General features: G+C 64.0%; 38 protein-coding genes and 1 tRNA gene. 3 read left to right on the forward strand and 36 right to left on the reverse strand.

Annotated features, from left to right (window positions below; genetic code table 11):
• Nucleotides 1–17: 17 nt before the first annotated feature.
• From D2E23_RS01915 to D2E23_RS02080, 34 genes are all read right to left on the reverse strand, one after another.
• Nucleotides 18–3,224 carry a tape measure protein gene (locus D2E23_RS01915; protein ID WP_126029295.1) on the reverse strand — a complete coding sequence of 1,069 codons (3,207 nt, stop codon included), beginning with the start codon at nt 3,222–3,224 and terminating at the stop codon, nt 18–20.
• 21 nt (nt 3,225–3,245) lie between these two features.
• Complete coding sequence (locus tag D2E23_RS01920; protein WP_126029296.1) at nt 3,246–3,632, reverse strand: hypothetical protein; 387 nt, start codon at nt 3,630–3,632, stop codon at nt 3,246–3,248.
• Complete coding sequence (locus D2E23_RS01925) at nt 3,596–3,946, reverse strand: hypothetical protein (protein WP_126029297.1); 351 nt, start codon at nt 3,944–3,946, stop codon at nt 3,596–3,598. Before D2E23_RS01925 ends, D2E23_RS01920 begins: the two co-directional genes overlap by 37 nt.
• A 17-nt stretch (nt 3,947–3,963) precedes the next feature.
• Nucleotides 3,964–4,569: a hypothetical protein gene (locus D2E23_RS01930; RefSeq protein WP_126029298.1), complete on the reverse strand. Its 606-nt coding sequence runs from the start codon at nt 4,567–4,569 to the stop codon at nt 3,964–3,966.
• A 27-nt stretch (nt 4,570–4,596) separates the two neighbouring features.
• The gene (locus tag D2E23_RS01935) at nt 4,597–4,986 is read right to left on the reverse strand and encodes a hypothetical protein (RefSeq protein WP_126029299.1); all 390 of its coding nucleotides are present in this window, start codon (nt 4,984–4,986) and stop codon (nt 4,597–4,599) included.
• Nucleotides 4,983–5,222, reverse strand: coding sequence for a hypothetical protein (locus D2E23_RS01940; protein ID WP_126029300.1), 240 nt, complete (start codon nt 5,220–5,222; stop codon nt 4,983–4,985). Before D2E23_RS01940 ends, D2E23_RS01935 begins: the two co-directional genes overlap by 4 nt.
• Nucleotides 5,219–5,545, reverse strand: coding sequence for a hypothetical protein (locus tag D2E23_RS01945; protein ID WP_126029301.1), 327 nt, complete (start codon nt 5,543–5,545; stop codon nt 5,219–5,221). The genes D2E23_RS01940 and D2E23_RS01945 overlap by 4 nt, the downstream gene beginning before the upstream one ends.
• A complete protein-coding gene (locus D2E23_RS01950; RefSeq protein ID WP_164520626.1) occupies nt 5,542–5,931 on the reverse strand; it encodes a Gp19/Gp15/Gp42 family protein in 390 nt (129 codons plus the stop codon). The genes D2E23_RS01945 and D2E23_RS01950 overlap by 4 nt, the downstream gene beginning before the upstream one ends.
• Nucleotides 5,928–6,170: a hypothetical protein gene (locus D2E23_RS01955; protein WP_126029303.1), complete on the reverse strand. Its 243-nt coding sequence runs from the start codon at nt 6,168–6,170 to the stop codon at nt 5,928–5,930. The genes D2E23_RS01950 and D2E23_RS01955 overlap by 4 nt, the downstream gene beginning before the upstream one ends.
• Nucleotides 6,163–7,131 (reverse strand): major capsid protein, encoded by a 969-nt coding sequence (locus D2E23_RS01960; RefSeq protein ID WP_126029304.1) that lies wholly within the window; start codon nt 7,129–7,131, stop codon nt 6,163–6,165. The genes D2E23_RS01955 and D2E23_RS01960 overlap by 8 nt, the downstream gene beginning before the upstream one ends.
• A gap of 25 nt (nt 7,132–7,156) precedes the next feature.
• Nucleotides 7,157–7,714: a capsid assembly scaffolding protein Gp46 family protein gene (locus tag D2E23_RS01965; protein ID WP_126029305.1), complete on the reverse strand. Its 558-nt coding sequence runs from the start codon at nt 7,712–7,714 to the stop codon at nt 7,157–7,159.
• Nucleotides 7,715–7,771: 57 nt separating this feature from the next.
• Nucleotides 7,772–7,854: transfer RNA gene (locus D2E23_RS01970), tRNA-Tyr, on the reverse strand.
• 104 nt (nt 7,855–7,958) lie between these two features.
• Nucleotides 7,959–9,284: a VG15 protein gene (locus D2E23_RS01975; RefSeq protein ID WP_126029306.1), complete on the reverse strand. Its 1,326-nt coding sequence runs from the start codon at nt 9,282–9,284 to the stop codon at nt 7,959–7,961.
• Entirely contained in the window at nt 9,226–10,680 is a 1,455-nt protein-coding gene (locus tag D2E23_RS01980) for a phage portal protein (protein WP_126029307.1), read from the reverse strand. The genes D2E23_RS01975 and D2E23_RS01980 overlap by 59 nt, the downstream gene beginning before the upstream one ends.
• Nucleotides 10,677–12,143 (reverse strand): terminase large subunit domain-containing protein, encoded by a 1,467-nt coding sequence (locus D2E23_RS01985; RefSeq protein ID WP_241227171.1) that lies wholly within the window; start codon nt 12,141–12,143, stop codon nt 10,677–10,679. The genes D2E23_RS01980 and D2E23_RS01985 overlap by 4 nt, the downstream gene beginning before the upstream one ends.
• The gene (locus tag D2E23_RS01990) at nt 12,085–12,360 is read right to left on the reverse strand and encodes a hypothetical protein (protein ID WP_093959314.1); all 276 of its coding nucleotides are present in this window, start codon (nt 12,358–12,360) and stop codon (nt 12,085–12,087) included. Before D2E23_RS01990 ends, D2E23_RS01985 begins: the two co-directional genes overlap by 59 nt.
• Before the next feature lie 93 nt (nt 12,361–12,453).
• The gene (locus D2E23_RS01995; protein ID WP_126029309.1) at nt 12,454–12,804 is read right to left on the reverse strand and encodes a hypothetical protein; all 351 of its coding nucleotides are present in this window, start codon (nt 12,802–12,804) and stop codon (nt 12,454–12,456) included.
• Nucleotides 12,805–12,981: 177 nt separating this feature from the next.
• The gene (locus D2E23_RS02000) at nt 12,982–13,752 is read right to left on the reverse strand and encodes a hypothetical protein (protein WP_241227172.1); all 771 of its coding nucleotides are present in this window, start codon (nt 13,750–13,752) and stop codon (nt 12,982–12,984) included.
• An 84-nt stretch (nt 13,753–13,836) separates the two neighbouring features.
• Nucleotides 13,837–14,046: a hypothetical protein gene (locus D2E23_RS02005; protein ID WP_126029310.1), complete on the reverse strand. Its 210-nt coding sequence runs from the start codon at nt 14,044–14,046 to the stop codon at nt 13,837–13,839.
• 140 nt (nt 14,047–14,186) lie between these two features.
• The gene (locus tag D2E23_RS02010; RefSeq protein WP_126029311.1) at nt 14,187–14,444 is read right to left on the reverse strand and encodes a hypothetical protein; all 258 of its coding nucleotides are present in this window, start codon (nt 14,442–14,444) and stop codon (nt 14,187–14,189) included.
• Complete coding sequence (locus D2E23_RS02015; protein WP_126029312.1) at nt 14,441–14,641, reverse strand: hypothetical protein; 201 nt, start codon at nt 14,639–14,641, stop codon at nt 14,441–14,443. The genes D2E23_RS02010 and D2E23_RS02015 overlap by 4 nt, the downstream gene beginning before the upstream one ends.
• Nucleotides 14,638–14,835 carry a hypothetical protein gene (locus D2E23_RS02020; RefSeq protein WP_126029313.1) on the reverse strand — a complete coding sequence of 66 codons (198 nt, stop codon included), beginning with the start codon at nt 14,833–14,835 and terminating at the stop codon, nt 14,638–14,640. The genes D2E23_RS02015 and D2E23_RS02020 overlap by 4 nt, the downstream gene beginning before the upstream one ends.
• The gene (locus D2E23_RS02025; protein ID WP_126029314.1) at nt 14,832–15,281 is read right to left on the reverse strand and encodes a hypothetical protein; all 450 of its coding nucleotides are present in this window, start codon (nt 15,279–15,281) and stop codon (nt 14,832–14,834) included. The genes D2E23_RS02020 and D2E23_RS02025 overlap by 4 nt, the downstream gene beginning before the upstream one ends.
• Entirely contained in the window at nt 15,274–15,465 is a 192-nt protein-coding gene (locus tag D2E23_RS02030) for a hypothetical protein (protein WP_126029315.1), read from the reverse strand. Before D2E23_RS02030 ends, D2E23_RS02025 begins: the two co-directional genes overlap by 8 nt.
• On the reverse strand, nt 15,462–16,034 hold the full coding sequence (locus D2E23_RS02035; protein ID WP_126029316.1) for a 3'-5' exonuclease family protein: 573 nt from the start codon (nt 16,032–16,034) through the stop codon (nt 15,462–15,464). Before D2E23_RS02035 ends, D2E23_RS02030 begins: the two co-directional genes overlap by 4 nt.
• Nucleotides 16,035–16,048: 14 nt before the next feature.
• Entirely contained in the window at nt 16,049–16,459 is a 411-nt protein-coding gene (locus D2E23_RS02040; protein WP_126029317.1) for an HNH endonuclease, read from the reverse strand.
• Nucleotides 16,456–16,698, reverse strand: a complete 243-nt coding sequence (locus D2E23_RS02045; RefSeq protein WP_126029318.1) for a hypothetical protein — start codon at nt 16,696–16,698, stop codon at nt 16,456–16,458. The genes D2E23_RS02040 and D2E23_RS02045 overlap by 4 nt, the downstream gene beginning before the upstream one ends.
• Nucleotides 16,695–17,672, reverse strand: coding sequence for a hypothetical protein (locus tag D2E23_RS02050; protein WP_126029319.1), 978 nt, complete (start codon nt 17,670–17,672; stop codon nt 16,695–16,697). The genes D2E23_RS02045 and D2E23_RS02050 overlap by 4 nt, the downstream gene beginning before the upstream one ends.
• 68 nt (nt 17,673–17,740) lie before the next feature.
• Entirely contained in the window at nt 17,741–18,139 is a 399-nt protein-coding gene (locus D2E23_RS02055; protein WP_126029320.1) for a hypothetical protein, read from the reverse strand.
• Between the two features lie 14 nt (nt 18,140–18,153).
• Nucleotides 18,154–18,663: a single-stranded DNA-binding protein gene (locus tag D2E23_RS02060; RefSeq protein ID WP_126029321.1), complete on the reverse strand. Its 510-nt coding sequence runs from the start codon at nt 18,661–18,663 to the stop codon at nt 18,154–18,156.
• On the reverse strand, nt 18,663–18,926 hold the full coding sequence (locus tag D2E23_RS02065) for a hypothetical protein (protein ID WP_126029322.1): 264 nt from the start codon (nt 18,924–18,926) through the stop codon (nt 18,663–18,665). The genes D2E23_RS02060 and D2E23_RS02065 overlap by 1 nt, the downstream gene beginning before the upstream one ends.
• Nucleotides 18,913–19,170 (reverse strand): hypothetical protein, encoded by a 258-nt coding sequence (locus D2E23_RS02070; RefSeq protein WP_126029323.1) that lies wholly within the window; start codon nt 19,168–19,170, stop codon nt 18,913–18,915. The genes D2E23_RS02065 and D2E23_RS02070 overlap by 14 nt, the downstream gene beginning before the upstream one ends.
• On the reverse strand, nt 19,167–19,406 hold the full coding sequence (locus D2E23_RS02075; protein WP_126029324.1) for a hypothetical protein: 240 nt from the start codon (nt 19,404–19,406) through the stop codon (nt 19,167–19,169). Before D2E23_RS02075 ends, D2E23_RS02070 begins: the two co-directional genes overlap by 4 nt.
• Nucleotides 19,407–19,906: 500 nt before the next feature.
• Nucleotides 19,907–20,140: a DNA-binding protein gene (locus tag D2E23_RS02080; protein ID WP_126029325.1), complete on the reverse strand. Its 234-nt coding sequence runs from the start codon at nt 20,138–20,140 to the stop codon at nt 19,907–19,909.
• Between the two features lie 39 nt (nt 20,141–20,179).
• Here D2E23_RS02080 and D2E23_RS02085 point away from each other — a divergent pair, with 39 nt between their 5' ends.
• The 3 genes from D2E23_RS02085 (at nt 20,180) to D2E23_RS02090 (ending at nt 23,185) form a co-directional block, all read left to right on the forward strand.
• Complete coding sequence (locus tag D2E23_RS02085) at nt 20,180–20,695, forward strand: hypothetical protein (RefSeq protein WP_126029326.1); 516 nt, start codon at nt 20,180–20,182, stop codon at nt 20,693–20,695.
• Between the two features lie 818 nt (nt 20,696–21,513).
• Complete coding sequence (locus D2E23_RS11550) at nt 21,514–21,666, forward strand: hypothetical protein (protein ID WP_164520627.1); 153 nt, start codon at nt 21,514–21,516, stop codon at nt 21,664–21,666.
• A 28-nt stretch (nt 21,667–21,694) separates the two neighbouring features.
• Nucleotides 21,695–23,185 (forward strand): SNIPE associated domain-containing protein, encoded by a 1,491-nt coding sequence (locus D2E23_RS02090; RefSeq protein ID WP_206431968.1) that lies wholly within the window; start codon nt 21,695–21,697, stop codon nt 23,183–23,185.
• A gap of 90 nt (nt 23,186–23,275) precedes the next feature.
• Here D2E23_RS02090 and D2E23_RS02095 read toward each other — a convergent pair whose 3' ends face one another.
• Nucleotides 23,276–23,716: a hypothetical protein gene (locus D2E23_RS02095; protein WP_126029327.1), complete on the reverse strand. Its 441-nt coding sequence runs from the start codon at nt 23,714–23,716 to the stop codon at nt 23,276–23,278.
• A 6-nt stretch (nt 23,717–23,722) separates the two neighbouring features.
• Nucleotides 23,723–24,229 (reverse strand): ImmA/IrrE family metallo-endopeptidase, encoded by a 507-nt coding sequence (locus tag D2E23_RS02100; RefSeq protein WP_126029379.1) that lies wholly within the window; start codon nt 24,227–24,229, stop codon nt 23,723–23,725.
• Nucleotides 24,230–24,261: the final 32 nt, after the last annotated feature.

Below are 24,261 nucleotides of genomic sequence, written 5' to 3' on the forward strand. Positions count from 1 at the left end.
TGCTTCTCCCCTTTCGGTCAGGCTCGTGCGCGTACCGTCATGCCGGCGGCGGTCACGAGCTCGTCGATCATGCGGGCGAGCCGGGCGTCGGTCTGGACGCGGCGTCCGTCGATCGTGATGTTGTACGTGGTCGATGTCGTGTTCACTCGGCTGGCCCGTCCGTCGGCGTCGAGGTCGGCGAGCGTGAGTCGCGCGGCGGTCTTCAGCTGGCCGTCCAGCCCGTCGGGCAGCAGTCCGGTCAGTCGGGATCCGAGTGTGGTGACGGCGCGGCTGACGCCGGTCGTGGACCGTTCGACGCCGTCGCTGATGCCCTCGCCGATCATCAGGCCGACCTGGTCGCGGAACACGCGCGACGGCGAGTGGATGCCGAGCGCGTTCTTGGCGGCGTTGATGGCGCTGTCGGCGACGCTTTTGGCAGCTTCGACGACCTTGCCGACGGCGTTTTTGATGCCGTTGACCAGGCCGTTGACGATGTTGCTGCCCGCGTTGACGAGCCAGCTGCCGGCGTTGGCGAACGCGCCGGTGATCTTGTCCTTGATGCCGGTGATCACGCTCACGACGGCGCTTACGCCGTTGCTGGCGGCGGTCTTGATGCCGTTCCAGATCGAGCTGAACGCGCTGGCGAGGCCGTTCCATGCGGCGTTCCACAGGCTTTTGATGATGTTCAGGCCTCCGCTGATGGCGGCCTTGATGGCCTCCCAGATGCCGGTGAACACGCTTTTGATGGCCTGCCATACGCCGGAGAACACCTGTTTGATGCCCTGCCATGCCTGGTTCCAGTTGCCGGTGAACACGCCGGTGAGGAACGTGATCACGCCGGTGAGGATGGTGATCACGCCTTGGACGGCGCCGATGATGGCGGTGACCACGGGGGTGACCACGCCGATGATCGCGGACACGACCGCCGTGATGACCGGCACCATGGCGGTGACGACGTTGATGATGGCGGTGATCACGGGGATCAGCAGGCTCACCAGCGTGGTGACGAGCGTGGCCACGACGGGCAGGAACGCGGCGATCGCGGACACGATCAGCGCGATTACCGGCACGAGCGTGCTCACCAGCGTGGTGACGAGCTGCATGATCACGGGCAGCATCTGCGCGATCGCGGTGACGATCATCGTGATGACCGGTACGAGCGCACTGACGAGCGTGGCGGCGAGCTGGGCGATGACCGGCAGGAACTGGGCGATGCTGGTGACGATCATCGTGATGACGGGCACGAGCGCACCGATCAGCGTGGTCGCCAGCTGCATGATCACGGGCAGGATCTGCGAGACGAGACCGATGATGGTGGTCATCACCGGGGCGAGCAGGCTGATGAGGGTGGTGGCCAGCAGGGTGATCGGCGTGAGCAGCGCGGGGCCGAGCTGGGCGAACGCGGCGATCAGCTGGCCGATCACGGGGGCGAGCTGGGCGAACGCCTGGCTGATCTGGGTCATCATGTCCGTCATGACGGGCGCGAGGTCGGCGAACGCCTGTCCGAGCGCCTGGCCGAGCTGGCCGAATGCCTCGCTCAGGGCCGGCAGCTGGGCGATGATGGGTTGCATCATCGTGGTGAACAGGCTTCCGAGCTGGCCGAGCACGGGCAGGGCGGCCTGTGCGAGGGATGAGAACACGCCGCCGATGGCCGGGATGATCTGCTGCAGGACCGGGCCGACCGTGGAGACGATGGTGCCGAACCCGTCCGCGATGGTCGAGCCGAGCGATGAGATGACCGGACCGACCGTGGACGCGACCGATGAGAGCATGTCACCGACCGACTGCATGAGGGACTGCAGGACCGGCAGGGCTGCCTGCCATGCGGCCTGTACCTGTTGCCAGAGCGGTTGGAGGAACTGCATGAACGACTGCCATGCGGCTCGTCCGGTTGCGGTTTGGGTGAAGAAGTACGTGAGGCCGGCGGCGACCGTGGCGATGCCGGCGGCGACGAGTCCCCATTTGCCCAGTCCTAGGGCCTTGCTCAGGCCGGTGATGCCTCCTCCGGCCTTGCCTGCCTTGGTGGCGATCTTGCCGATGCTGCCGGAGAGCCCGCCGATGGCGTTGATCGCACCGTTGGACGTGGAGCCCATCAGGTTGATGCTCTTGGACAGGGTGGTGAACCAGTTGCCTTCCTTGCCGGCGGCCTCGCCCGCCAGTTCGATGGCTGCCCGGAGGTCCTTGAATGTGGCGGTGAGGCTGCTGGTGGTGGAGGTGATGGCCGATGCGGTCTTGAGGGTGAGGAGTCCGGCCGCGATACCGGCCAGCGCGGAGCTGATTGGCGCGCCGTGCGCCTCGTACCATTGGAGCGTGCCCTGCAGCTGCTGCAGGAGGCTGTTGGCGATGGGCACGGCGTTGGCGAGTGTGGTGCCGAGGGCGTCGCCGAACGCCTTGAGGGCGGGTTCGGCGGTGGCGGCGAACTGGTCGATGACGGGGATGAGCTGGTTGAACAGGTCGCGCAGTCCGTTGAGCACGGGTGTGGCGGCGGTCTCGCCGAGACGGCTCAGGGCGGCCTTGACGTTGGCGAGGGCGCCGGTGAACGTGGTGCCGGCGCTTTGGGCGGCGCCGCCGAGTCCCTCCTGCATGGCGTCGGCGAAGGTCTGGAAGTCGATCTCGCCGGCGGAGACCATGTCGCTGACGGCTTCGGACGTGGTGCCCAGGTGGTTGGCGAGCATCTGCAGGACCGGGATGCCCGAGCTCATCAGCTGGAGCATGTCGTCGCCCTGGAGCTTGCCGCGCGCGGCCACGGATCCGAAGATCGTGCCGATGTCGGTCAGTTCGCGGCCGCTGATCTGGGCGGTGTCGGCCACGGTCTTGAGCACGTCGGTCAGCTGCTTGCCGCTTTTGACGCCGGACGCGCTCAGGCTGGCGGCGACGGTGGCGGCGTCGCCGAGGCCGAACGCGGTGCCCTTGACGGAGGCGAGGGCGTTGTTCATGATCTCGCTGACGGACTTCGAGTCGTGGCCGAGGCCCTTGAGCTTGGCCTGCGCGTTCTCGATGTTCAGGGCGCGGGTGAAGCCGCCCTTGGCGGCGAGTCCGACCACGGCGCCGGCGACGCCGGCGACGGCGCCGACTCCGATCTTGCCGACCTTGGTGAACGCGCCGCCGACGCGGGACAGGATCGTCTTGGAGGATTTCCTCACTCCGCTGCTGGTGCCGTCGTCGAGGCTGCCCTCGATGGCCTTGCCCAGTCCCTTGGTGGAGGGCTGGACGAGGATGTAGTAGGTTCCCAGATCCTTGGCCATGCGGCTCCCTCCGGTTTTTCGCTATTCGGTTATGCCCAGACGGGTTTTGAGCCGGCGTCTGAGTCGTTCGTCATGCGGCCGTTTCGGCTTGGCCGGGTCGGCCCGCATGGGTTTGGCCTGCCAGGGTGGGCGGATCCGTATCTTGCTCATGCCCTGGTTGTAGGCGTGGATGTACTTGTCGGCGGGATCGGGGATCCACGCGTATCCGGCCAGTGCGGCGTAGCTGTGGCTGGAGTGGTCCATGAGGATCTGCTGGAGCATGGGCCATGCCGCGTACAGGGGCATGGCTTTGAGGTCCAGCGGGCGGCCCCATGCGTGGAGCCAGTCGTATTGGAGCGCGGCCCGGTGCTCCAGCCACAGGTGCAGGACGGTCAGGCTTTTGGGTCGGCCTTCGAGGCCTGCGTCCATGCCTGGAACACGAGGCCGATGTCCTTGATCTTGTCGCCGCTCCTGGTGTCGAGCTCGCGTTCGAACCGCGGGTATTCGCGGGACAGCCAGGCGAGGAGCACGGCCATGAACCCGGTCTGCTCGTTCTCGTCGAGGTTGTCCCAGCCCTTGGATGCGACGCTCATGCCGGCGATCATGACGGCTGTGGGCATCTGCCTGCTGTCGTCGAGGCGGGGCAGGTCCATCTTCACGCTGCCATACTGGATGTGCACGGGGCGGGGGTCGATGTCGTCGGTGATGTGTTCGGGGGTGATCTGCGTGTACTGCTTGTCCATGTGTGGTTCCTTCCGGTTCAGTCGGCCGCGAAGCCGTAGGCCTTCATGAAGTACGGGCTTTGCGCGCTGTCCTTGTAGGTGCGCAGGGTCATGCCGAAGTTCTGCAGGTTGCTCACGTTCCAGGTGATGTCCTCGCGTTCGTTGACCTTGGCCTTGGGGACGTGCAGGAGGATGAGGTCCTCGCTCTGGGTGAGGCCGGCGACGACGTACTGGCTGATCCGGTTGCATTCGGCCGAGCTGATGGTCAGGCCGCCGTCCTCGCCGATGGTGGCGTCGAAGTAGGTCTCGACGACCTCCCTTTTGGATTCGAGGCCGGTGAACTGGATGGTCCAGTAGCCGCCGGCGTTCCAGGAGACGACGACGTTGCCGTTGTGCGCGCTGAAGTCGTTGCTGTCGCCGGATTCGGGGTGGATGACGATGCCGTCCTCGCTGAAGTAGCCGAATGGCTTCTTGCCGTCGGCGGGACGCCAGTTCGGTCCGAACGTGAGCGTCTCGTTCACGTCGAACTTGTAGATCGCGGCCTCCTTGATGAGTTTGACGAGGTCGCTGTTGTTGCCGGTGGACACGAAGTCGAGGCCGGTGGCGCCGGCCGCGAGCAGCTGCGCCTCCAGACTGGTTGCCATGATCGGGTTTCCTTTCGATTGGTTTGGTTATCGTGCGGCGACGGTGAGCAGGACCGCCCCGTACGCGTAGTCGACGCCCAGTCGGGTGTCGTGGTTGATGGTGGGGCCGGCCTGCAGACTCGCGTCGATGAGAGGGCTTGTCTTGCGGTGGGCGAGCAGCCATCGGGTGCACTGGCGGAACATGCGCATGGCCGTTGGCGTGTCGGTGGTGCCGTCCGGCTGGAACGCGTAGCAGCTGAATGTGAGCGTCATGTACTGGGATGCGGGCGTGGTCATGGACCCCGGATCCAGGGTGAGCAGTGTCTTCGCCTGTTGTCCGTCGGGCATGTCCCAGCCGAACCTGATGCCGGGCAGCGCGGTGGAGAGCCCGCCGAGGATCATGTCGGACGGGTCGACGCCGGTGAGCGCGGGGGTCATAGGGTCAGCCTTCCGGGGAATCCGGCCAGCGTGCCGCGGTGCGCGTCCTCGATGGCCTTGGGGATGGTGGCCACGACGTTGCCGCGGTTGCTATCCTCGTTGCGGTACACCTTGATGGCACGGTGCGCGGTGGCCATTCCGCGGAACTGGGCTTCGACGTTGTCGAGGATCTGCGCGTTGTGCAGCAGCTCCTTGGACACTGCCGCCCTGTCGAGGACGAGTTTGCCGGGTTTCATGTGTCGAGGCTCCTTTCCACGTGGTATTGGACGCCGATGCGGCGGTCTCCGCGCCGCCAGTCCTCGGGCGTGCGGGTGATGGCCAGGGGCTCGCCGCGCACCACGGCCGTGTCCCCGACGCGCACGTCGAACGGGGGCGCGCCGCGCAGGTACAGGTCGTAGCCTGAGGAGACCACCAGTAGCCCGGTGTCGGTCTGCCGTTCGTAGGTGCCGGGCGCGGCGAGCACGCGCAGAGCGCCGAGTTCGGTCGGCTCGCCGGCGACGCGCCGACCGTGCTCCATGCGGATCTCGTGCCGTTGGAAGGTGACGGTCTCCGTGTTCACGATCCGCTCCCGGACATGGTGAGGGTGAACGCCCGGCCCGCGCCGGCGCCGAGTCGTCGTTTCTCGGTGTCGAGCATGTACAGGTTGCCCATGGGGTTGGCGAACGTGTACCCGTCGGTGAACGGTCCGGTGGTCGTGTTCATCTGGCTGACGCCGGCCGGTGCGCCGTTCTGGTCCGCGAGCATGGCGCGTTTGACCATCTCGCAGCAGGTGTCGGCGCACAGGCCGGGAGTGCGGATCTCGTACCGCTGCCAGTGGGGGCAGTCGGCTCTGATGATGCGCGACGCCCGCGCCAGCAGCGTTTGGGCGCGGGCGCGTTCCTCGTCGTTCAGCGTGTGCCATCCGGCCTCGAGCTCGTCCACGCTGGCGAACGGCTCGATGGTCACGGCAGTTCCTCGACGTCCTGGCGCCCGGTATCGATGTCGCGGACGACGCGCACTCGTGTGCCGTCCGGTCGCGTGGCCTCGAACGATTCCACGCGCAGCCCCTCGACGACGGATTCCACGGGCGTGGGATCGCCTGTGGGAGGATTCACGGGCTCGGGTTCCGGTTCGGGCAGCGGCGTCGGCGCGGCAGTGGGCTCGTCGAGGATGTCGGTGGTCACGTCGTCGGTCGGCTTAGGCATTGAGCACTCCGTTCAGGCGGGCGGCGGCCTTGCCTCCGAACACGCCGAGACCGCAGTAGAACTCGACGCGGGTGCGGTAGGCGGGCTTCTCCTGCAGCTGGCCGAGGTCCTCGACCATGACGCCTCCGTTGGTCAGGCCGGTGACGGCCTGGTCTCCCTCGTCGCCGCCGAACTTGACCGCGTAGATGCTGGACGTGTTCTTGGGAGCGGTGTCGCCGGTGCCGAAGGTCTCGTTCTGGGCGAGGACCATGCTGCCGTCGGTGTCGGTGCCGGCGTCGAGCACGGGGATGCCGTTCCACATGAGGGTGCGCTTGCCGGTGATGTCCTGCTGGAGGGTGGTGTCGTAGCCGATGTGGCGCAGCGCGGAGCGGAACCTGCCCATGATCGTGCGGTTCATGTAGATCGCGCCGTTGGACGGGCCGATGCCGTTGACCGCGGCGAGCAGCTCGTCGAGCTTGTCGAGGAACGCGTGCACGTCGGTGCCGCCGTTGCCCAGGACCTTCAGTCCGCCGGCTGCGGGGCTGATGACCTGGTTGCCGGTCAGGCGCTTGCGCAGGCCGTCGAAGCTCTTCGCGTCGGTGGCGGTGTCGCCGTTGAAGAACGTCTGCTGGAACTTGTAGGAGATCGCCTTGACCTTCATGGCGGTCTGGGTGGCGCGCTGGTCGTTGAGGTTGGAGCGGGTCTGCTGGATGAAGCGGTCCACGTCGGCGTCGCCGCCCAGGATGACGAGCTTCTCGCTCTTCTGGTTGACGGTGCCGGTGGATTCCGCGTACGCCTCGTTCACGTTGCGGAACGCGACGCCGGGCAGGGTGGCCTCCTCGTTGTACGCGTAGGAGTTGCCCTCGATGCTCAGGAACGGGATGCGGTCGAGCACGGGGCTTTCCTGCACGAACGTTTCGAGCACGCCACGCTGCAGGGCGTCGGTGGACAGCTTGGCCGATTCGGCCAGGGTGAGCGACATGATGGTTTCCTTTCGATGTTGTCGGTTAGTCGGCGTAGGCGGCGCGCAGCATGTCCATGGCGGACTTCGCGTCCTCGGGCGGGCGTTTGCCGTTCTGGGAGGCGGCCTTGGGGCCGCGCTGCCTCGTCGTGGTCTTCTCCATCAGCGAGGAGAGCTTCCTGGCCTGCTCGGCCAGCGTGTCCTCGTCGTCGCCGGACAGTAGGGCGACCATGTCCGTGGACAGTCCCGTGTCGGCGGCGATCTTGGCCACGAGCGTGCGATGGGCGTCGGCGGCCTTCAGCTCGTCGCGTTCCTTCTCGATTGCGGCGAGACGTTCGCCGAGCCTGTCGAGGTCGGACTTCGACTCGCTTTCCTGCGCGTCGTATTTCGCGGCCTTGGCTTTCAGCTCCTCGTAGTCCGAGTACTTGGCCTCGATCTCGGCGGCGCGTTTGGCCAGGGCGCGGCTGAAGTCCTTGGACTGGTCGTCCTTGTGCTCGCTCTGAGCTCCGGCGTCGTGGCTCTGCTCGGAGCCGCTGCCTTCGTCGCCGCCGGTGTCGGCGAGACGCAGACGACGGAGCCGGTACTGCAGGAACTTGTTGTGCATGGGTTCTCCTTGGTGATGGCGCACGGTTAGCGACGCGGCGTGCGGGGTCCGCGGAAGTGGCGGGTGCAGGATTTGAACCTGCGAGGCAAGGACGCAGCCGGGTTACAACCGGCCCCATTCGACCGCTCTGGCAATCCGCCGAAGACGACAGGTCACAATGACTTGCCGTCTGGTATACTAAAAGTGTCAAGGCTTCTCTATCTCTCGAACCCGTTATTGGCTCTGGGGTGTGAGAAGCCATTTTCTATTCCTGGACGAATCGGGTGATGGATCCGTCGTAGTCGATGAACAGCACGTACTCCAATTTCCTTCGCGCCAACGATTTTCGGATGCTTTCAACGCAGAGTTCGGAGGTCATGGTGCCGCGGCCTTCCTGCAGGTGGATTACTGCAGCTTTGCCCTGTTTGGCGGCATGACGAAGCAACTGGTCGATGGTGTTCTTGCCGTTGCCCTTTGGCGCCTTGAAATCCACGGTCTTTCCGTTGATGACACAGTCGGCGGTCGTGACGCCTTCTTCATCGCTGCGTTCCGGGAACCACATCGTGAAGCCATTGGCGGCAAGAGCGTCACGAGTCAGTTTCTCATGTGCTTTGAGCTCGGCTTTCGCCTTCGTGCTCGCGTAGGATACGGAAGCAGGGCGGCCGTCGTACAACCATTGCCGGTCGCGGGTGCGCATCTCAGCGAGGATGCGGTTGCGTTTCCACACCTTGTATTCGAGTGGCCTGTCCTCGTCGTTCTTCGGGACGTACGCCTTCTCGTACTTCCGGTATTCGTCTCGGGTGACAAGCCTGGCCGTGGTGTCGGCGCATTGCTGGTATTGCTCATAGAGCCTGTCGGGATCGTACCCCTTGAGCTTCTGGGCGCCCCACGAGGGAACGACGGAGCAGTCGCAGTTACCGTTGTGGAAGCTGCCACCCAGTCTGGCGCTGTCCTCGGTCCAGTACACCCAGCCTCGGGAAGCGAGCATGACGCAGAACTCGCATGTGGGCCCGTTGGGCACACGCGCCCAGCGCGGCTGGGTTGGATCTCGGCCGATCGTGTCCATGAGGGTCAGACGCCCGGCAGACATGACCAGGCGTGCGATGTATGACTGGTAGCCTGCCATGTCGTCGGTCTTGGGCCAGAGTTCCTCGATGCTCTTGCCGTACTTGTTGTGGACCTTGCCGTCGGTGCCGGGGATCACGTCCTGATAGTGGAGTCCGGGATAGTCGGTCTGGTTGAATCCGCCGGCGAGCTGCCAGACGACACGGTTCGGGTCGAGCATGTCGCCGCGGTCGAATTCCGGCAGTTCGACGCCAGAGTATTGTCCCCAGAGCTCTCGTATCGAGTCGTAGTAGTCGCTGGCGAGCTGGCTCGCGCGGTCGCTGTAGCGTTCCAGTGTCGCACGGGCCTCCTCGATGCGGGATTCGGCGTCGGGGAAGGTGAAGTCGTCGTCCCAGATCGAGCCGATGTCGGCCGCGCCATTCCTTTGCAGTTTGGCAAGTTCGCGCTTGTAGCGGTCATAGGCCGCGTCAAGCTGTCGTTCGAGTTCCTCCCGTCGGTTCGGCACTTGCAGGTCGTTGAGTTCCACCGGCAGTGTCCTCCTGCATCTGTTGCATGGTCGTGGCTCTTAGCTGGTCGATTGCCGTCTGGGCGCGTTTGCGTCGGGCTTCGCCGCGTAGGATGCGCCGCTGCTGGTCGGTCAGGTCGAGCATGTCCCAGGTGACCTCGCTGTCGGCGGGCAGGATGTTCGCTCCGACGAGTTTGACGGCGAGGTCCGCGGCGGCGGCCTTGGACGGGGTGCTGGGGTTGCGCCATTGGGGCAGCAGGGTCTGGGTCTGTCCGTCTCCGCTGATGCGTTGAGCGTGTTCGATGACGCGCTGCCATGGTCGGCCGAACCAGTTGTGGCAGTTCTCGGCGAGCAGGCATAGTTCCTTGCTGGCCTTGTCGATGGCTTCGGCGCTGCTTGGGTTGTCGGTGAGCACGCCCATCGCGTCCGGGGGAAGGCTGGTTGCGGATGCGAACATGGTGGCGGTCTGGCGCAATTGGGCGAGGTGCGGTTCGAACGATGCCTGCTGGAACTGTCCGACCTGCGGGATCTGCCCGGTGAGTTGGTCTCGCGGGATGGCGAGGACCTGGTCGAGCATGATCTTCCATTTGGGTACGAGGTTGCCGTCCTCGTCGGTGAACATGTCCTCGTTGACGCCGAGGAAGTAGCGGCCGGGAACGGAATAGAGCTCGGCCTGGATCTCGCTGCGCAGGAAGGTTCTCACGGCCGAGTCGGTCAGGCTCATGACGGTGCGGTTGATGCGGCTGCGTCCGAATGGGCGGCGGCTGTCGGGCTTGTAGGCGAACAGCTCGCACGGGATGCGTCCGGACACCTCGTCCCACCGGTCGGCGACGTGCCAGCCGTGTTCGTCGGGTTCGATGGTGACGGTGTGCTCGTAGTCCATCAGGTAGATGCCGTTGACCTGCTCGTATTCGTCGTCGACGTCGAACAGGAGCGCGGTGGCGAGTCGCTTGCGTCGCTTGTCCCATTCGCCGGTTGCGGTGTCGGCGGTGAACTCCTGGATGATGGCCTCGGGCTCGCCGTTCGCGGGGTCTCCCTGCAGGACGGCGACGAAGCTGCATGAGTGGACGAACGCGTCGGTATGTACGCTCTGGGTGAGCTGGATGACGTCGTTGGCGTCGGTCAGCTCGCTGATGGCGTCGATCGGCGTGGATCCGTCGTCGGCGATGAAGCCGTCGAGGCGTACGCGGTTGGCGAGTCCCTCGATGGCCTTTTCTGGCCAGCCGACCACGATGCTGATGTCCTTGGCGACCGGGGGCAGGCTGTAGCCGATGTCGTGCAGCTGGTTGCGTCCGTTGTAGTAGGTGGAGCGCAGTCGGTTGCGGTTGCGTTTGCGGTACAGGCGGCGCAGGAGTCGCCGGTAGAGCTGCTGTTCGCTGCCGGTCAGGCCGCTGATGGTGGTGGGGAAGCTGATCATGCCAGTCGTATCATCCTTTGCGTTTGTCCTGGTCTGCGTCTGCTGGTCATGGCGCCGTGCAGGGCGAGGGTGACGGCCACCAGCGGGCTGATGTCCACGTCGCTGCCGAGTTTGTTCCATCCCATGGCGCCGGACTGGCCGATGTGGCGCAGCGTGCAGCCTCCCACGGCCATGTCGAGCGGCGCTTGCGTGAGGTGGGCGAGTCTGCGGTCGCGCAGCATGTCCTGGAATCGTCCGACGGCCTGTCCCATGTCGGTGGGCCCGGTGAGCGTGACCTGTACGCCGCGGCGTTTGAGGTCGGGCACGAGCACGGTCGCGGGGCTTTGCGCGTCGATGACGACGGCGGCCATGCGCGGCCAGCGCTGCGTGATCCAGTCGACGGCCCAGGCGGTGCCGTACTGTCTGGTGTCGCGGAACATGGCCAGTTCCACGTGGGCCACCCCGTCCGGCCACGCGCGGCATGCGCCGATGGCGAGGCTGGAGCGGTCGGGAGGCATGTCCACGCCGATCGCGGTCCACCCGTTCGGGGTGGTGGCACGTCGTTCGACGATGCCTGCGGCCCACGCGTCCGGGTCGATCGCGGAGTGGAACGTGACGTCGTCCCAGATGCCGAGGCATTCGCGGCGGAAGTCGTCCGGGGCGAGCTCCTCGTACAGGTTCAGGATGCTTTCGTCGCTGGTGTGCTGCGGGTAGCTGGGGTTGGCGCGCATCCACTGGTTGCGGTCGAGCGGGTCGGTGCCGCGTTCGGCCGAGAACTCGACGTACAGGGTGCGTGCGGACCTGCCGGCGAGTGCGTTGGCCCGGTGTCGGGCGAATACGTCGCCCTGCTGGTCGGGTCCGGGTGGTGTGCCCATGTACCAGGTCTGGGGGTTGTCGGCTCGGTTCTGGGTGGGCAGCACGCTGGCCAGGGCGGAGTCGGTCAGGTGTTGTGCCTCGTCGAGGACGAGCAGTCCTACCTTTTTGAATCCTCGGATGGCTCCGTTCTCTCGTGCCTTGAAGGCGATGCGGCTGCCGTTGCGGAAGTAGATGGCCTCTTTGCCGGCGGCTGAGTGGATGCCGTGGTCGGGGTCGATGAACGGGTTCATTTCGTCCATGAGGGCGATGTCGCGTAGGGTCTGGAACGTGTCCTGGGTGACGCTGAAGTGGTGGGTGGTCCAGATGGCGGTGAAGCGGGGGTTGCGGATGCACCGGTGGAAGGGGATGAATCCGGCGGTGAAGGTCTTGCCGGTCTGGCGGGGGATGCTCATGTCGACGTTGCGGGCGGCCCATAGGCCGTCGGCGCGTTTGGCGAGGGCGAGTCGGTTGATGGCTCGCTGCCATGGGTCGAGGGCGAAGCCGAGCGCTTCGACGAACGCGTTGAGGGATGGTTCGCTGGTCGTGGCCATGTCGTCGGGGATGACGAGTTCACTCGCTCCCGGTATCGGGGTCGAACGGCTGGTCCGCGATTCCGAACGCCTGCACAATGGGGTTCTCCTTCGCCTTGTCCCGCGCGTCGATGGATTCGATTTCGCGGGTGATGTCGTCCAGTCGCTTGGTCAGGGCCGCGAGGTCGCGTGCGGAAACGCCTTCGTCGAGCGCGGTGGCGATCTTGTTGCGCATCGCGACCAGCAACCGCCGTCGGTCGTTGGATCTGGCGGCGTTGTACACGGTTCCTCGAACGCCCGAGGAGGTCTTGGCCATGGTGGTCTCCTGTGGAAAAACGTCCGTGGAAAAAAAGGCCCTGCACCCGAGGAGGCCTTTTTACCGACCGGTAGGGTATACCGGCCGGGTCGGCTACCAGTCGCTGGCGTCGAATTGCAGTGAGGTGGGTTTTGCGGGTGGAGTCGTGGCACCGCCGCGCAGACGTCGAGCGACCTCATTGCGAGCCCATTCGAGCGAGCGGGTTCCTTTGATCGCGTTGCACCATCGGTGTGCCGGCCCGCTGTTGGCGTGGCATACTCGGCCTCCTCTGGCGATGGGTATGGTCTCGTCGATCACGAAGCCCATGGGTTCGGTGGATGGGATCGAGTAGTCGATGGGATGGCCACATATGTAGCAGGGCGCGCCGCTCGCTCGCCATCTTGCCTGTTCCTTCCTGCGCCGATAGCCGTTGGCCTTGCGTGGATCGAACCGTTTCACCGCCATGCCATGGCCTCCTGGAAACAAGCGGGGTCGACAGCAAGGGGGCCGGCACATTCCCTATGCCGGCCCCCCCTTGCTGTTGCGAGAGAAAAGGAAGAGAGGTTCGTGTGGACCCTGTTGGACCCACTTCTCCCACTGCAATCATCGATGACAGTCACGATTCGCGCAAGTCCCTCGCCGTCACTCCCCCTCGTGCTGGGCCATGCCGGCGATGACCAGACGGTACACGTCACAGTACGCGACCAGTCCCGCATCGTCCGCATCGATCCGGCCACGCCGCACCCACTGGCTGATCGTATTGCGCCGCACCACGATCCCTGCATCCCCGAACGCGCGCGCCACCATGGCAGGCCTGGCCCGCTTCGAATCATCGAAGCACAACCGCTCCAACCTGCGCAGCTTGACCGTCAGCACACGCTGCTCCCGATCACACACCGGACAGGTGACCCACTGGTCGCGCTCGCCGGCGGTGAGCATGGTGGCGCACTGTTCGCATGGTCCGATCTCCCGGCGTTGTTCGGGCGGGTCGAGGATGCGGTCTACCTTGTCGGCGAACCGGATGGTCTCGCGCAGCAGGTAGGGCGCGTCCACGTGCGTGGCGAGCCTGGGGTGCGCGGCGAGCGCGATGAGGCTGCCTGTGAGGTCTTCTGGCTGTCGGTCGTGGGTCCAGTCGAGTGGGTTGGTGCCGTCGAGTCGGCGGAGCCATGCGTAGGTGGTGGCGTCGAGAATGTCGAGTAGGTCGAGGATGTCGAGGCGGATGGGGGTTGGTGGTGTTGGGGTTTGGATTCTGGTGGGTTGGTGGCCTCCGGGGTGGAGTGTGGCGTCGAGGCTGTTGTGGAGTGGGGTGATGTCGGTGGCGAGTTGGAGGAGGAGTAGGCAGAGGTGGAGTTCGCAGGCGGGGCAGAGCGTGTATGAGGTGGTGATTGGGGTGTGGCAGTGGCATTCCGGCATGGTGGCTCCTCTTGTCCGACGGGGGTAGACTGGTGGTTTGCGGTTTCCACTGGCCTCGCTCCCCTGTCGGGTGCGGGGCCTTTGTCATATGGAGAGGATCCATTGGGCGAGCTGGTTGCAGGAGTACAGGATGCCGGCGATGAGGGTCTCGCTGACGATGACGAGGAGGAGCGCGCCGATCAGGTCGTCGGGCTTGGGATGTCCGGGTTGTGGACTCCATATGCGGGCGAGCAGCCATGTGGGCAGGCCGATCAGTGCGACGAGCAGGATGGCGAGCAGCAGGGTAATGGTCATGATTCCTCCGGGCTGGTGCCGTCGTAGGGGTTGCGTGGCGGATGATGGGCGCCCGTCCGGTCGGGGCCGACCATGTGTTCTGGTGTGTGCGTGGTATCCCTCGTCCCATGCGATGGCCATGAGGCGACGCTGCGTTCCGGTCAGCACGATTCCTCCGTGTCGGTGTCGTAGGGGTTGGCGAGTGGCCGGTCCGCGTTGCCCTGGGCCCAGCGGATGCCGGCATTGCAGCCGATGAACCAGGCTCGGGCCATCTGCTCCCTGTCATGCTCGGCAAGCCATTGGGCGAACCGCTGGGCGCGCAGGTCGATGTCGTCAGGATCGCCGGACCATGCATGGCTATAGTCGTGGAGGATGCTCGACAGACTGATCTCCTCGTCCTGTGTGGTGTAGATGCTCATGATTCCTCCATGCCGGCGAGCGCAGTGCCGGTGATTGTGCTGGTGGGGCATTGCTGGTTCTTTCGTGGTTCGTTGGTGCTGATGAGTTCGACGATGTCGTCGTGAGTGACGAACGGGACGTTTTCCTGGATTTCGTCGATGGTGAGGCCGTCATGACACCAGCGGCGGATGATACGGGCCACGTGTTCGCCAATCATGCGCTCTCCCCCGTGCTGGTGGTGTTGAGCTGGGCGAGGGTCCAGTCGAGGGCGGTGAGCCAGCCCGACTGCCAGCCCAGGACGTATGCCTCGCCGGCGGATAGTCCGGTCAGGTCCTGTTCCCGGCAGGCGGCGAGCGCGAGGTCGATCATCCAGTCGGGTATGGGCTGGTCGAGGGTAGTTGCGGTGGTCATGAGTGGTCCTTTCGTGTTTGGCGGCGACGTTCCCTGCGTCGTGCGTTGATGGCCTTGCGGTGACGGCGTCGGTATTCGCGTTCTCGTTCACGGATGCGCTCGCTGTGTTCGGCACGGTATTGGCGGCCGTAGTCGGCAAGCTGTTCGCGATGCGCGGCCCGGTACTGACGGTTGTAGTCGGAGAGCTGCTCGCGGTGTTCGGCACGGTATTGGCGGTCCCGTTCGCGCAGCTGCTCGCGGTGGGCCTGCCGGTATCGGCGGCTGCGCTCGCGGGATTTGGCCATGACGTCGGGTTCGTGTAGGTAGCAGGGGCGGCAGAGTTTGCGGGCGTGGAGTTTGACGTGTAGGCCGCATTTGGCGCATACGGGCAGGGGCGGGCGTTCCGGGCCGCGGCATTCGTTAATGAATGCCGCGGTCTCGGGGTCGGTGACATCGAGGTTACTCATCGGCGGTCTCGAGGAGCGGGCTGATGTCGGTCGGGATGCCGGCATGCTCGTACACGTGGTCGGCGAGCGCGCGGATGGTATTCGTGTCGGGGATGATGAGCGGCAGGGTGTTGGCTGCGTCCGTGATGGCCTGGGCGAGGGACTGGCGCGTGTAGATGCGCGCCAGGGTGACGAGGGCGCTCATTGCAGGGTCTCCTTGTGCATGGTGGCGATGATGGCCTGGTAGTCGGCGAGGTCACGGGTCAGGCAGTCGTGGACACGGTGGGTGCCGGGCTGGTGGTGCGGGTAGGGGTCGTGGCCCAAGGCGAGCTGTGCGAGACGCAGGCCGGTCAGGTCGAGCTTGCGGTAGGACACCCCGTCAAGCAGGCTTGGACGGTAGACGGCGAGCTTGGCCCGGATCCAGCGCAGGTCGAAGTCCGGGTTCGTGCCGGCCGGATGCAGCACCGCGCTCGCCCAGGCGGGCTCGTGGATGAAACCGTCACAGTCAGCGGCCGCCTGGCTCAGGCTGGTCGCCGTGGCGAACGCCTGGGCGAGCAGGTTGTTGTCCATGTGCATGCGGATCGCCCGCAGCTGGTCCACGCCCGTGACACGAACCCCGTCACAGGGGTGGATCACCTCCTGCAGACTGCCCAGTGTCCGTTCCCCGTCCATGCTGGTGACCATCAGCCCGATCTCGAGCAGACACCCCGCAGCGGGATCCAGGCCCGTGGTCTCCACATCCATCCACAACAGCAGATGCTTCTCATTGCTCATTTCACTGATTCCTTTCACTTGGCTTCCATGCCGAAACCCTTGATGTCCCCGATCCGGACCGGCATGCCATCCGGCGGAGCGCACGGTATCCGCCGCCCATCCGCCGTCAGCAGCTGCCAGCCATGACGCCGGTAGTACACCGGCACCCCGGCCGGATCGGCCCACATGCGCACCAGATACCCCAACCGGTACGCCGCACCCGTATGCGCGTGCACCCAGCCGTGACAGCCGTCACTGCCCGAGCCACACAACGGCACCAGATTCTCCGCCTCATGCAACCGGGCGAACGGGTGACTGCGCAGCCGACGATGATGCACGCTGTACCCGCTCCAGCGGGAGCCGATCTCCTGCTCGCAGATGATGCATTTGTGGCCGTCGCGGTTGAGGACGGTGCGGCGGGTGTTGGTGGTGGGCTGGCTGGTCATGCGGTTTCCTTGAGGATGTTGATGCTGCGGAATGTGGGGCTGAGGGTGTTGCCGTTGGGGTTGGTGATGATCACGTCGATGGGGAGGTCTCGGTCGCGCATGACGAGCATGGGGCCGATGGTGCGTGCGGTGAGGTGGCCGTCGATGATGGTGTTGTTCCAGGTTCTGGCGATGTAGCGGTGATGTTCGAGGTGTTGCCAGTCGAGGGGTTTCCAGTCGAGGCTTTCGCTGACGTTCATGCGGTTCCTTTCGTTGCGATGTCGATGATTTTGTTGGCTGCCTGGTCGGGGGTTTCGCCGCCTTTGACGCTGGCCCAGAACGTTTGTTCGAGGCTGGTGGTGAATGCTCCGTCGGGTAGCTGGGTTTCGATGTGTTCGTGGATCCATGCGCGGCTGATGCCGCCCCATTCGTAGCCGCGTGACCGTGGCGCGGTCTGGCGCCATGTGCCTTTGGCGAGCCAGTTGGCCAGGTGGGGCACGTAGCGGATCGGGGTGTCGCCGTGGCGGGTCTGTCGGGCGTAGGTTTCGGCGGCTTGGACGATCAGGCCGGGGTTGACGGGCCCGGTGCCGTCGCCGGCCAGTGCCTGGAGGAACGCGTCACGGGTTTTGCCGTGGCTGCCGCCGGGTTTGGGCCAGACGGCCTCGATGGCGTTCAGAGCCGCGTCGATCGCGGCCGGGTCCGGTCCGGAAGGGTCTGGTTCGGAAGGGTCTGGTTCGGTTTTGGTTCCGGAGGGGTTGGGGGTGGTTATAGGGATAGGTTCGGATAGGTATCCCTTTGCTTCGATTTTTCCCGAAGCAATTGCTTCGTTGTTGCTTGAAGCATTTGCTTCGTTGTCGTGCGTGGTGTCTGCTTCGGTTTTGCTTCGTCGTGCCTGTCCGGATTTTCGACCTCCCTTGCGTCCCGCGGCGGCGCGTTTCTGGCTGAGTTCCGCGCCGCCGGCGAACTTGCACAGGTTGGCCGATTCGATGAGCCGGTAGCGTCCCGGCTCGTCGGCCTCGGTCAGGAAGCCGGCCTCGATCAGTGCCGTGGTGAGTTTTGGGGTGCCTCCGAACTGGCGGATACGGGTCTTGGTGAAGGTGCCGTCGTAGGCGGCGTCGCGCTTCTGCCGGCCTACGTACGAGCCGAGTTTCACCCATAGGCCGAGGGCGGCGAGGGGCAGTTCCTCGCATGCGACGGCGTCGTAGATGCCGTCGTCGACCATGAACCATGTCATTGCGATCACTCTCTTTGTTGGAAATATGGTTGGGCCGCGCCGGCCTTCCACGGGCGCGGCCGTGTCGTCTAGTGGATTTCCCCGGTGGTGGGGTCGACGTTGCCGGGCGTCTGTCCCGTGTCGGGTTCGGTGTCGGTTTCGAGGCTGCGGCGTAGGTCGTCGAGCATGATCAGTTCGCGGCTTTTGAGTGGTTTCGTGATCATCGTTTCGATCGCGAAACCGGCGTCGATGATGCCCTGGGCGAGCTGGTCGGCGTCGTACAGGGCCTCGGTGACCGCGTCGATGCTGCCGTAGGTGCGGATGTATGCCTGTTTGGTTGGCAGTTCGAGCATGCCGGCCACGGCGATCCTGAACGCGGCGGCGCAGTCCTTGAGGGTCGAGGCCTTCTTGGAGAGCTTGAGCAGCATGACGGGGGTGATCTCGTCGGGGATGAGCTGGTCCTGGACGAGTTTGCGTTTGCGTGTCACTTGGTTTGTCCTTTCTAGAATTCGGGGTCCGGTTCCGGGTCGGGGTTGCCGTAGTTCGCGCCGTTGCCGACGGGCTGGCCCCATGGGTCGGTGTCCTGCGGCTGGTTGCGTGGCGCGCCGGTGAACCCGTGTGGCTGGCCGTTGTCGTTGGCGTTTCGGGTCACGCGTGCGCTGTTGCGGGACAGGGCTGGGCCGATCTCGTCCACGCGTAGTTCGGTCACGGTGCGATTGGTGCCGTCGTTGGCGGTGTAGGAGCGTTGGGTCAGTCGGCCCTGCGCGATCACGCGCATGCCCTTGGCCAGCGACGAGCCGATGTTGGAGGCGAGCGGCGTGTGGGTGGAGTCCCATGCCGAGCAGCGCAGGAACAGCGCGGTGCCGTCCTCCCATTGGCCGGTCTGCCGGTTGTAGGTGCGGGGCGTGCTGGCGATGGTGAAGTTCGCGACCGTGGCGCCGCTGGGGATGGTGCGCAGTTCGGGGTCGGCGGTGAGGTTGCCGACGATCGTGATGACGGTGTCTCCTGCCATTAGTCCTCCTTGGCGCGTTCGGGTTTGCGTTTCCACATGCACAGGGCGCTGATCGTTCGTCGCTGCCTGTCGACGATCACGTCGCCGAATCGTGGCGGCAGGATCGTGACGGGCCAGGCTGGCTCCCTGTTGAGCCTGCGAATGGGGTCGAACAGGGTGTCGAGCAGTTCGCCGGCGCTCATGCGTTCGGCGTCCGCGCTCAATGGCCATTCGAACAGGCTGGTGGATTCGGGCCGGTGGTCGTAGTCGTCAGGCTGCGTCATCCACATCCCCTTCCTCCTTTTCGCACACGAGCCAGAGCCAGACCATGGGCAGGATCACGGTGAGCAGGGCGCTCAGGGTGATGGCCCATTGGGGGCTGCCGGTCAGGTGGCTGTGGGTGATCGCGTAGCAGGCGCACCAGCCCTCGGCGAGGGTGATCAGGATCAGCCACAGGCCGCGCGTGCCGTGGTGGCGTGCGGGCCATTGGCGTACGTGGCGCCAGGGCAGGTCGTCATGGGTGTTCATCGGTAGTTCCTTTCGTCTCTCATCGCGAATGCGAATTGCCAGCGGCTGGCCCCGCCCACGCATTGGCGTCGCACCCCGCCGGATTCGCTCAGCCATGTCACGCCGTTGCGTCTGGCGATCGTGGCCGCGGTGAACGCGAGCATGCGTTCCTCGTTCTCGAGGAACACGATGTCGCCCGGCGCGAGCTCGTCGAGCGTGTCGATCCGCGTGCCGGCGTCAAGCAGCTGCTTCCACACTGGTGTCTCTCCTTTTGGTTGTGCCTTCGGGCCGTGGGCCCGTGGTCGTGCCGTGGCGGGGATTCGAACCCCGTGCCCGCCGGTGTCGCGCTGTTGGTGGATCTCATCACTGCTGTCTCAAAAGGAGTCGCGCGTCCTTGCGGGCGTCCGGTCGCCGCCTGAGCGGCCCACGGCGTCGACGAACGGACCGTCGTGAAAGGGTCGTCCCATGCGGTCACGGGAGTGGTCCAGGGAATCCTCGTCCGACGGTCCTGTCGTTGGCGGCCCGGCCGGACACATGACAACCGGACGGGCCACCATTCCCGCCCCACAAGTGGACGGGAGGTCTTGAAATTGGTTAATGGATGGCAAAAGGTGGTTTCCGCATCCCCGTCGCTCCGCTGGAAGGACGGTTGGCAACAGCGACGGGGAACGCGGGAACCGGTGGATCCCCTCCCCTGCCCCGCAACCGGGTAGAGAGTGAAAGAACCCGATACCGGGGCCGGAGGAGGGGAAGAATTTCATGTTTCGAGGCTGCGGATCCACCGTTCCATGGCCTCGCGGGTGACCCTGCGCCGGCCGGGCTTGCCGAACCGGTTGGGCGGGCAGAACGAGTCGAGATCACCATGGTTGATGGCCCAGCGCACTCCCTCATAGTCGAGCGAGTACACCTGCGCCGCCTGCCGGGGCGTCCACGCCTGCCGTTCGCCCAACGGCACACGACTCGAATCCTCCACAGGGACGATCACGCTCATCGTGACGCTCCATTGTCGGCATGCGGTATGGTGTTTCCCATGGATTGGCTTGCTGAACATAGCGTCGAATTGGCCGGCTTCGTACTGACACTGGCGGTGACGATCATTGGTTGGATCATGGAACATAAGAGCTCCAAGGAACGCGACGAGAATCGCCGCCATGACATCAGCATGCTGGAGCAGCAGGTGGAGGCTCTGCGAGACCAGGCCTCCAGTCTGGAGGAACAGACCGTCCTGCAGCGTGCGCAGGTCGAGATGGCCACGAAGGCGGCCAGAGTGCCGAAGTGGCGCATATACCAAGTACAAAATCTCGAGTACGCCGTAGAGAACGGGAACACGTTCGACGCGCGAGACGTGCGGGTGGTATTGGCCAGCGGCAAAGAATACGAGCTAGGCGACATCACAAAAGGCTCCTCAATCGGATTCATATTCATGGAGAAAGGCGTCTGGTGCGAGGACGGGAGTTCGGACATCGAGATCACTTGGATCCAGCCCGACGATCCGGAACGACGACAGTCGGTGACGAATCCGTCTCCCCGGTACGTGAAGTCGTAAACAACGAGGCCAATATGCCGCCGTCAATTAGCACGCTCCTGCGATACGAGACAACCGTCTTGTCGAGATCCGGATAATACGTCACCGTCACGGGCTCATCATTCGAGATGCTCGGGGACTCAGGATCCTCACCCACCATCCGAGTAAGACGCGCTAACAAGACATCGCTCGGGGAGTCGATAACCACACGGGTCACAGGCATTACTTCACCTCCTTGTCGGCGAGTGCCGGGAGATCGGCTGCGTCTTCGGCTGTGGCGAGCAGATCGCTGGGACGTTCGCCGACTGCGAGCGCGGCGGATACGAATTCGGAGAGCTTCATGTCACCGCGGGAGAGGCGGGTCGAGAGAGTCTGACGATGCATACCAAGGCGCACAGCAAGGACTTTCTTAGGGATCTCGTCGCCGGCGGCCGCTCGACGAATACTACGAACGCCTGCAGCGGCAATCCTTAGTCCTACATCGCATATAAGCTTGCTGTCAAAATTTATGGACATACCAAGTACTGTAAAAACTTTCGGACATTCTGTCAAATCTTTTTGACGGCGTGTCGTTAAATTTGGACACATACACTTTTCGCATGGCACGAAAAGGACGAGCATGGACACCGGTCGATATCGAATCGGTGAAGGAGCTCCAGAAGCTCCGAGAAAAAGACGGGCGAGATCTTTCTCTTCGCGCTATTGGCGCGGCAACGGGAATTAGTCACGGTCGAATTGGAGACCTATTTAATTTCACGAACGGAGCCCCATCCCTCTACGAATTCACATCTCTGTGTCTGTTGTTCGGGGAGCGGCCTTCCTCTGTGCTGGAACGGGTCATGCAGACACTTGAACAACAGGGCCTCTCCCCCGCACTATCCGATACGGAAGCGATCCGTCTGGCTCACGAGGAAGCCATGAAAGAACCAATGGACCTCGACCAATTCGCCAAAACCCTCACAACGGAAAACAGCGTCCGGCACGCCAACTGAACCACTAGAAAGACAAGGGAGTCCAACCATGGGAAAGCATTCCGCAGGATCCGCCGCCAACGCCATCCCCACACAGCGCGACGAGGCCATCCAGCAGTACCAGGCCGAACATAACGGAGCATTACCTCCGGAAATGGCACAGCCGTCCACACCAATCGCCATAAACCAGCCGGCACCGACAACCCAACCCGAGCAACCGTCCACACAGGACAAAGTGCCCCTGTTCGGCCGCAAACAGGAGATCCTGCGCCTACGCACCGAACTCGCCAGAATGACGGCCGACAACAATCGACTCTGGCAGGAAAACCACGACATGACCGTCCGGATCCAACAGCTCGGAGGCATGAGCATCGCGGAACGCGACGAACTCATCCGACAGCTCGACACGCAGATCGCGCAACGGCAAGCCATGAGCTCGACCATCGACGACCAGCTCACCGACAGCCGCCAAGAGCTCGACAAAATCCGGAGCAGAGTGCTCGACCTGCGCAACTCCGAAGACCTGCAGGAAGTCGGACTCTACGACTACGAGAACCCCGCCGAGGACAGCGTCGCCCTCCAGACCAGGCTCGCCACGAACCGCCAGCAGCAGAAGGAAATGGTCCGAGACAAGACCGCCGTACACACCACCCGCGGATTCACCTTCAACAACTCCACATCCAAGGGCAACAAGTTCCTCAAGGACATGGCCCAGATGGCACTGAGCCTGTACAACGCCGAGGCCGAGAACTGCGTCAAAAGCGTCAAGGCCGGCAATCTGGAGACGTCCATCAAGCGCCTGAACCGGTGCTCCGACAGGATCGCGCGATTCGGCAAATTCATCGAACTGCGGATCTCTGTCGGATACCAGCGGCTCCGCATCGAGGAGCTCGAGCTCACCGCCCGACACATGCAGGCCGTCAAGGCTGAAAAGGACGCCGAACGCGAGCGCCGAGCGGAACTACGTGAACAGCAGAAGGCCCAGAAGGAGCTGGAAGCCGAGATGGCACGCCTGCGCAAGGAGCAGGAACACTACCAGAACGTGCTCGCCAAGATGAAGGAGAAGGGAGACCTCGAGGAAGCCGCGAAACTGGAGGCCAAGCTCGACGACATCGACAAGTCCATCAACGACGTCGACTACCGGGCCGCGAACATCCTCGCCGGCTACGTGTACGTCATCAGCGACGTGGGCGCGTTCGGCGAGCGCATGGTCAAGATCGGCATGACCAGGCGCCTGGATCCGATGGATCGCGTGAGGGAGCTGTCGAGCGCGGCCGTGCCGTTCAAGTTCGATGTGCATGCGCTGTTCTTCTCCGAGGACGCGGTGTCGTTGGAGACGATGCTGCACCACGAGTTCGAGGATCGTCGTGTGAACAAGGTGAACGCGCGCAAGGAGTTCTACTACTGCACGCCGCAGGAGGTGCTGGACAAGCTGCGGGAGAAGGACGTGGCCGTGGTCGAGTACCGTGTCGAGCCCGAAGCCGAGGAGTACCGGATCAGCCGTTCCATCGAGGAACAGCGGAGGCAGGCGCAACGGTGACCGCCGAGCTCGGCAGTGTCAACCAATAACCAACACGCACATAAACAACCGCCCCGGCAACTCACAGCGAGTGCCGGGGCGGTTTTGCGTTTACATGAATCCGAGTGTCTTGGCGATGGCGATGAGTGCCAAGGCGACTGCTCCGCAGCTTCCGATCAGGACGAGTGCCCAGTCGCACCAGAAGCATACCCAGAAGGTCTTTTTGTGGGATTTGATGAACCGGTACGCGCGTTTTCCTCGGTTGTCTTCGAACGCGTATTTCATGTCGGCGACTCTGAACAGGAATCGCAGGAAGGGATGCCAGCCGGTGATGTATGACAGTGCCGACGTGTCCGCTCCTTTTACCGTTGGGGAGTCGGTTCGGCTCATGTCCTCGATGCTGTCTTTGATTTCCAAAGTATTCCTAGCATCGCCTTCATAACGTTCCGATTTGTCGTCGGACAATCTTCCGGCGGCTTGGTCGTCGCCGTATTTCCCTCCTAGGGCGTCCGTGCTTGCGTTGAGGAAACGATCATCAAGTTCTTCTGCCATCGAACGTCAATCCTTCTGCGGTGGATTTTTCTCGAGTCGTTCCCGTCGTTTGCGCGCGGCGTCGAGCGATACGCCGAATTTCGCCGCGATATCGATGAGGCTTCGTCCCTCGTCGAGCATGTTCAGGAAATGTTCTTCAGGCATGAGCAGGGCTCCGGCGAACTCGTCGGCATAGAATTCATGCAGATCGTATCGCCCCGGCTCTCGCTTCTCGGCAAACGAGAAATCATCGTCGTCGGACACTTCCACCCGTTCGACATAGTGCCCCAGTTCGTGAGCGAGGGTGAACCTACGTCGGGTTTCTGATTCCGATGATTCGACGTAGGAGCGCGCCGGCTCCTTGGGCTTCTTTACGACCATGCCGGATACGCCGGCCGGCAACGACGCCTGATACGGTGTAACGCCCATAGCTCGACTGATCGTCGCTATCTTGACCGGGAAACGGCCATCCCAATAATTATCCAGGACGTTCTGAGCGCGTTCGCGCGCGTCCTGCCATACTAGTTTCGCCATTGTCACCTCTCTCGCATGTCATTGCTCATTAT

The organism is Bifidobacterium callimiconis (assembly GCF_003952005.1).
Taxonomy (GTDB): domain Bacteria; phylum Actinomycetota; class Actinomycetes; order Actinomycetales; family Bifidobacteriaceae; genus Galliscardovia; species Galliscardovia callimiconis.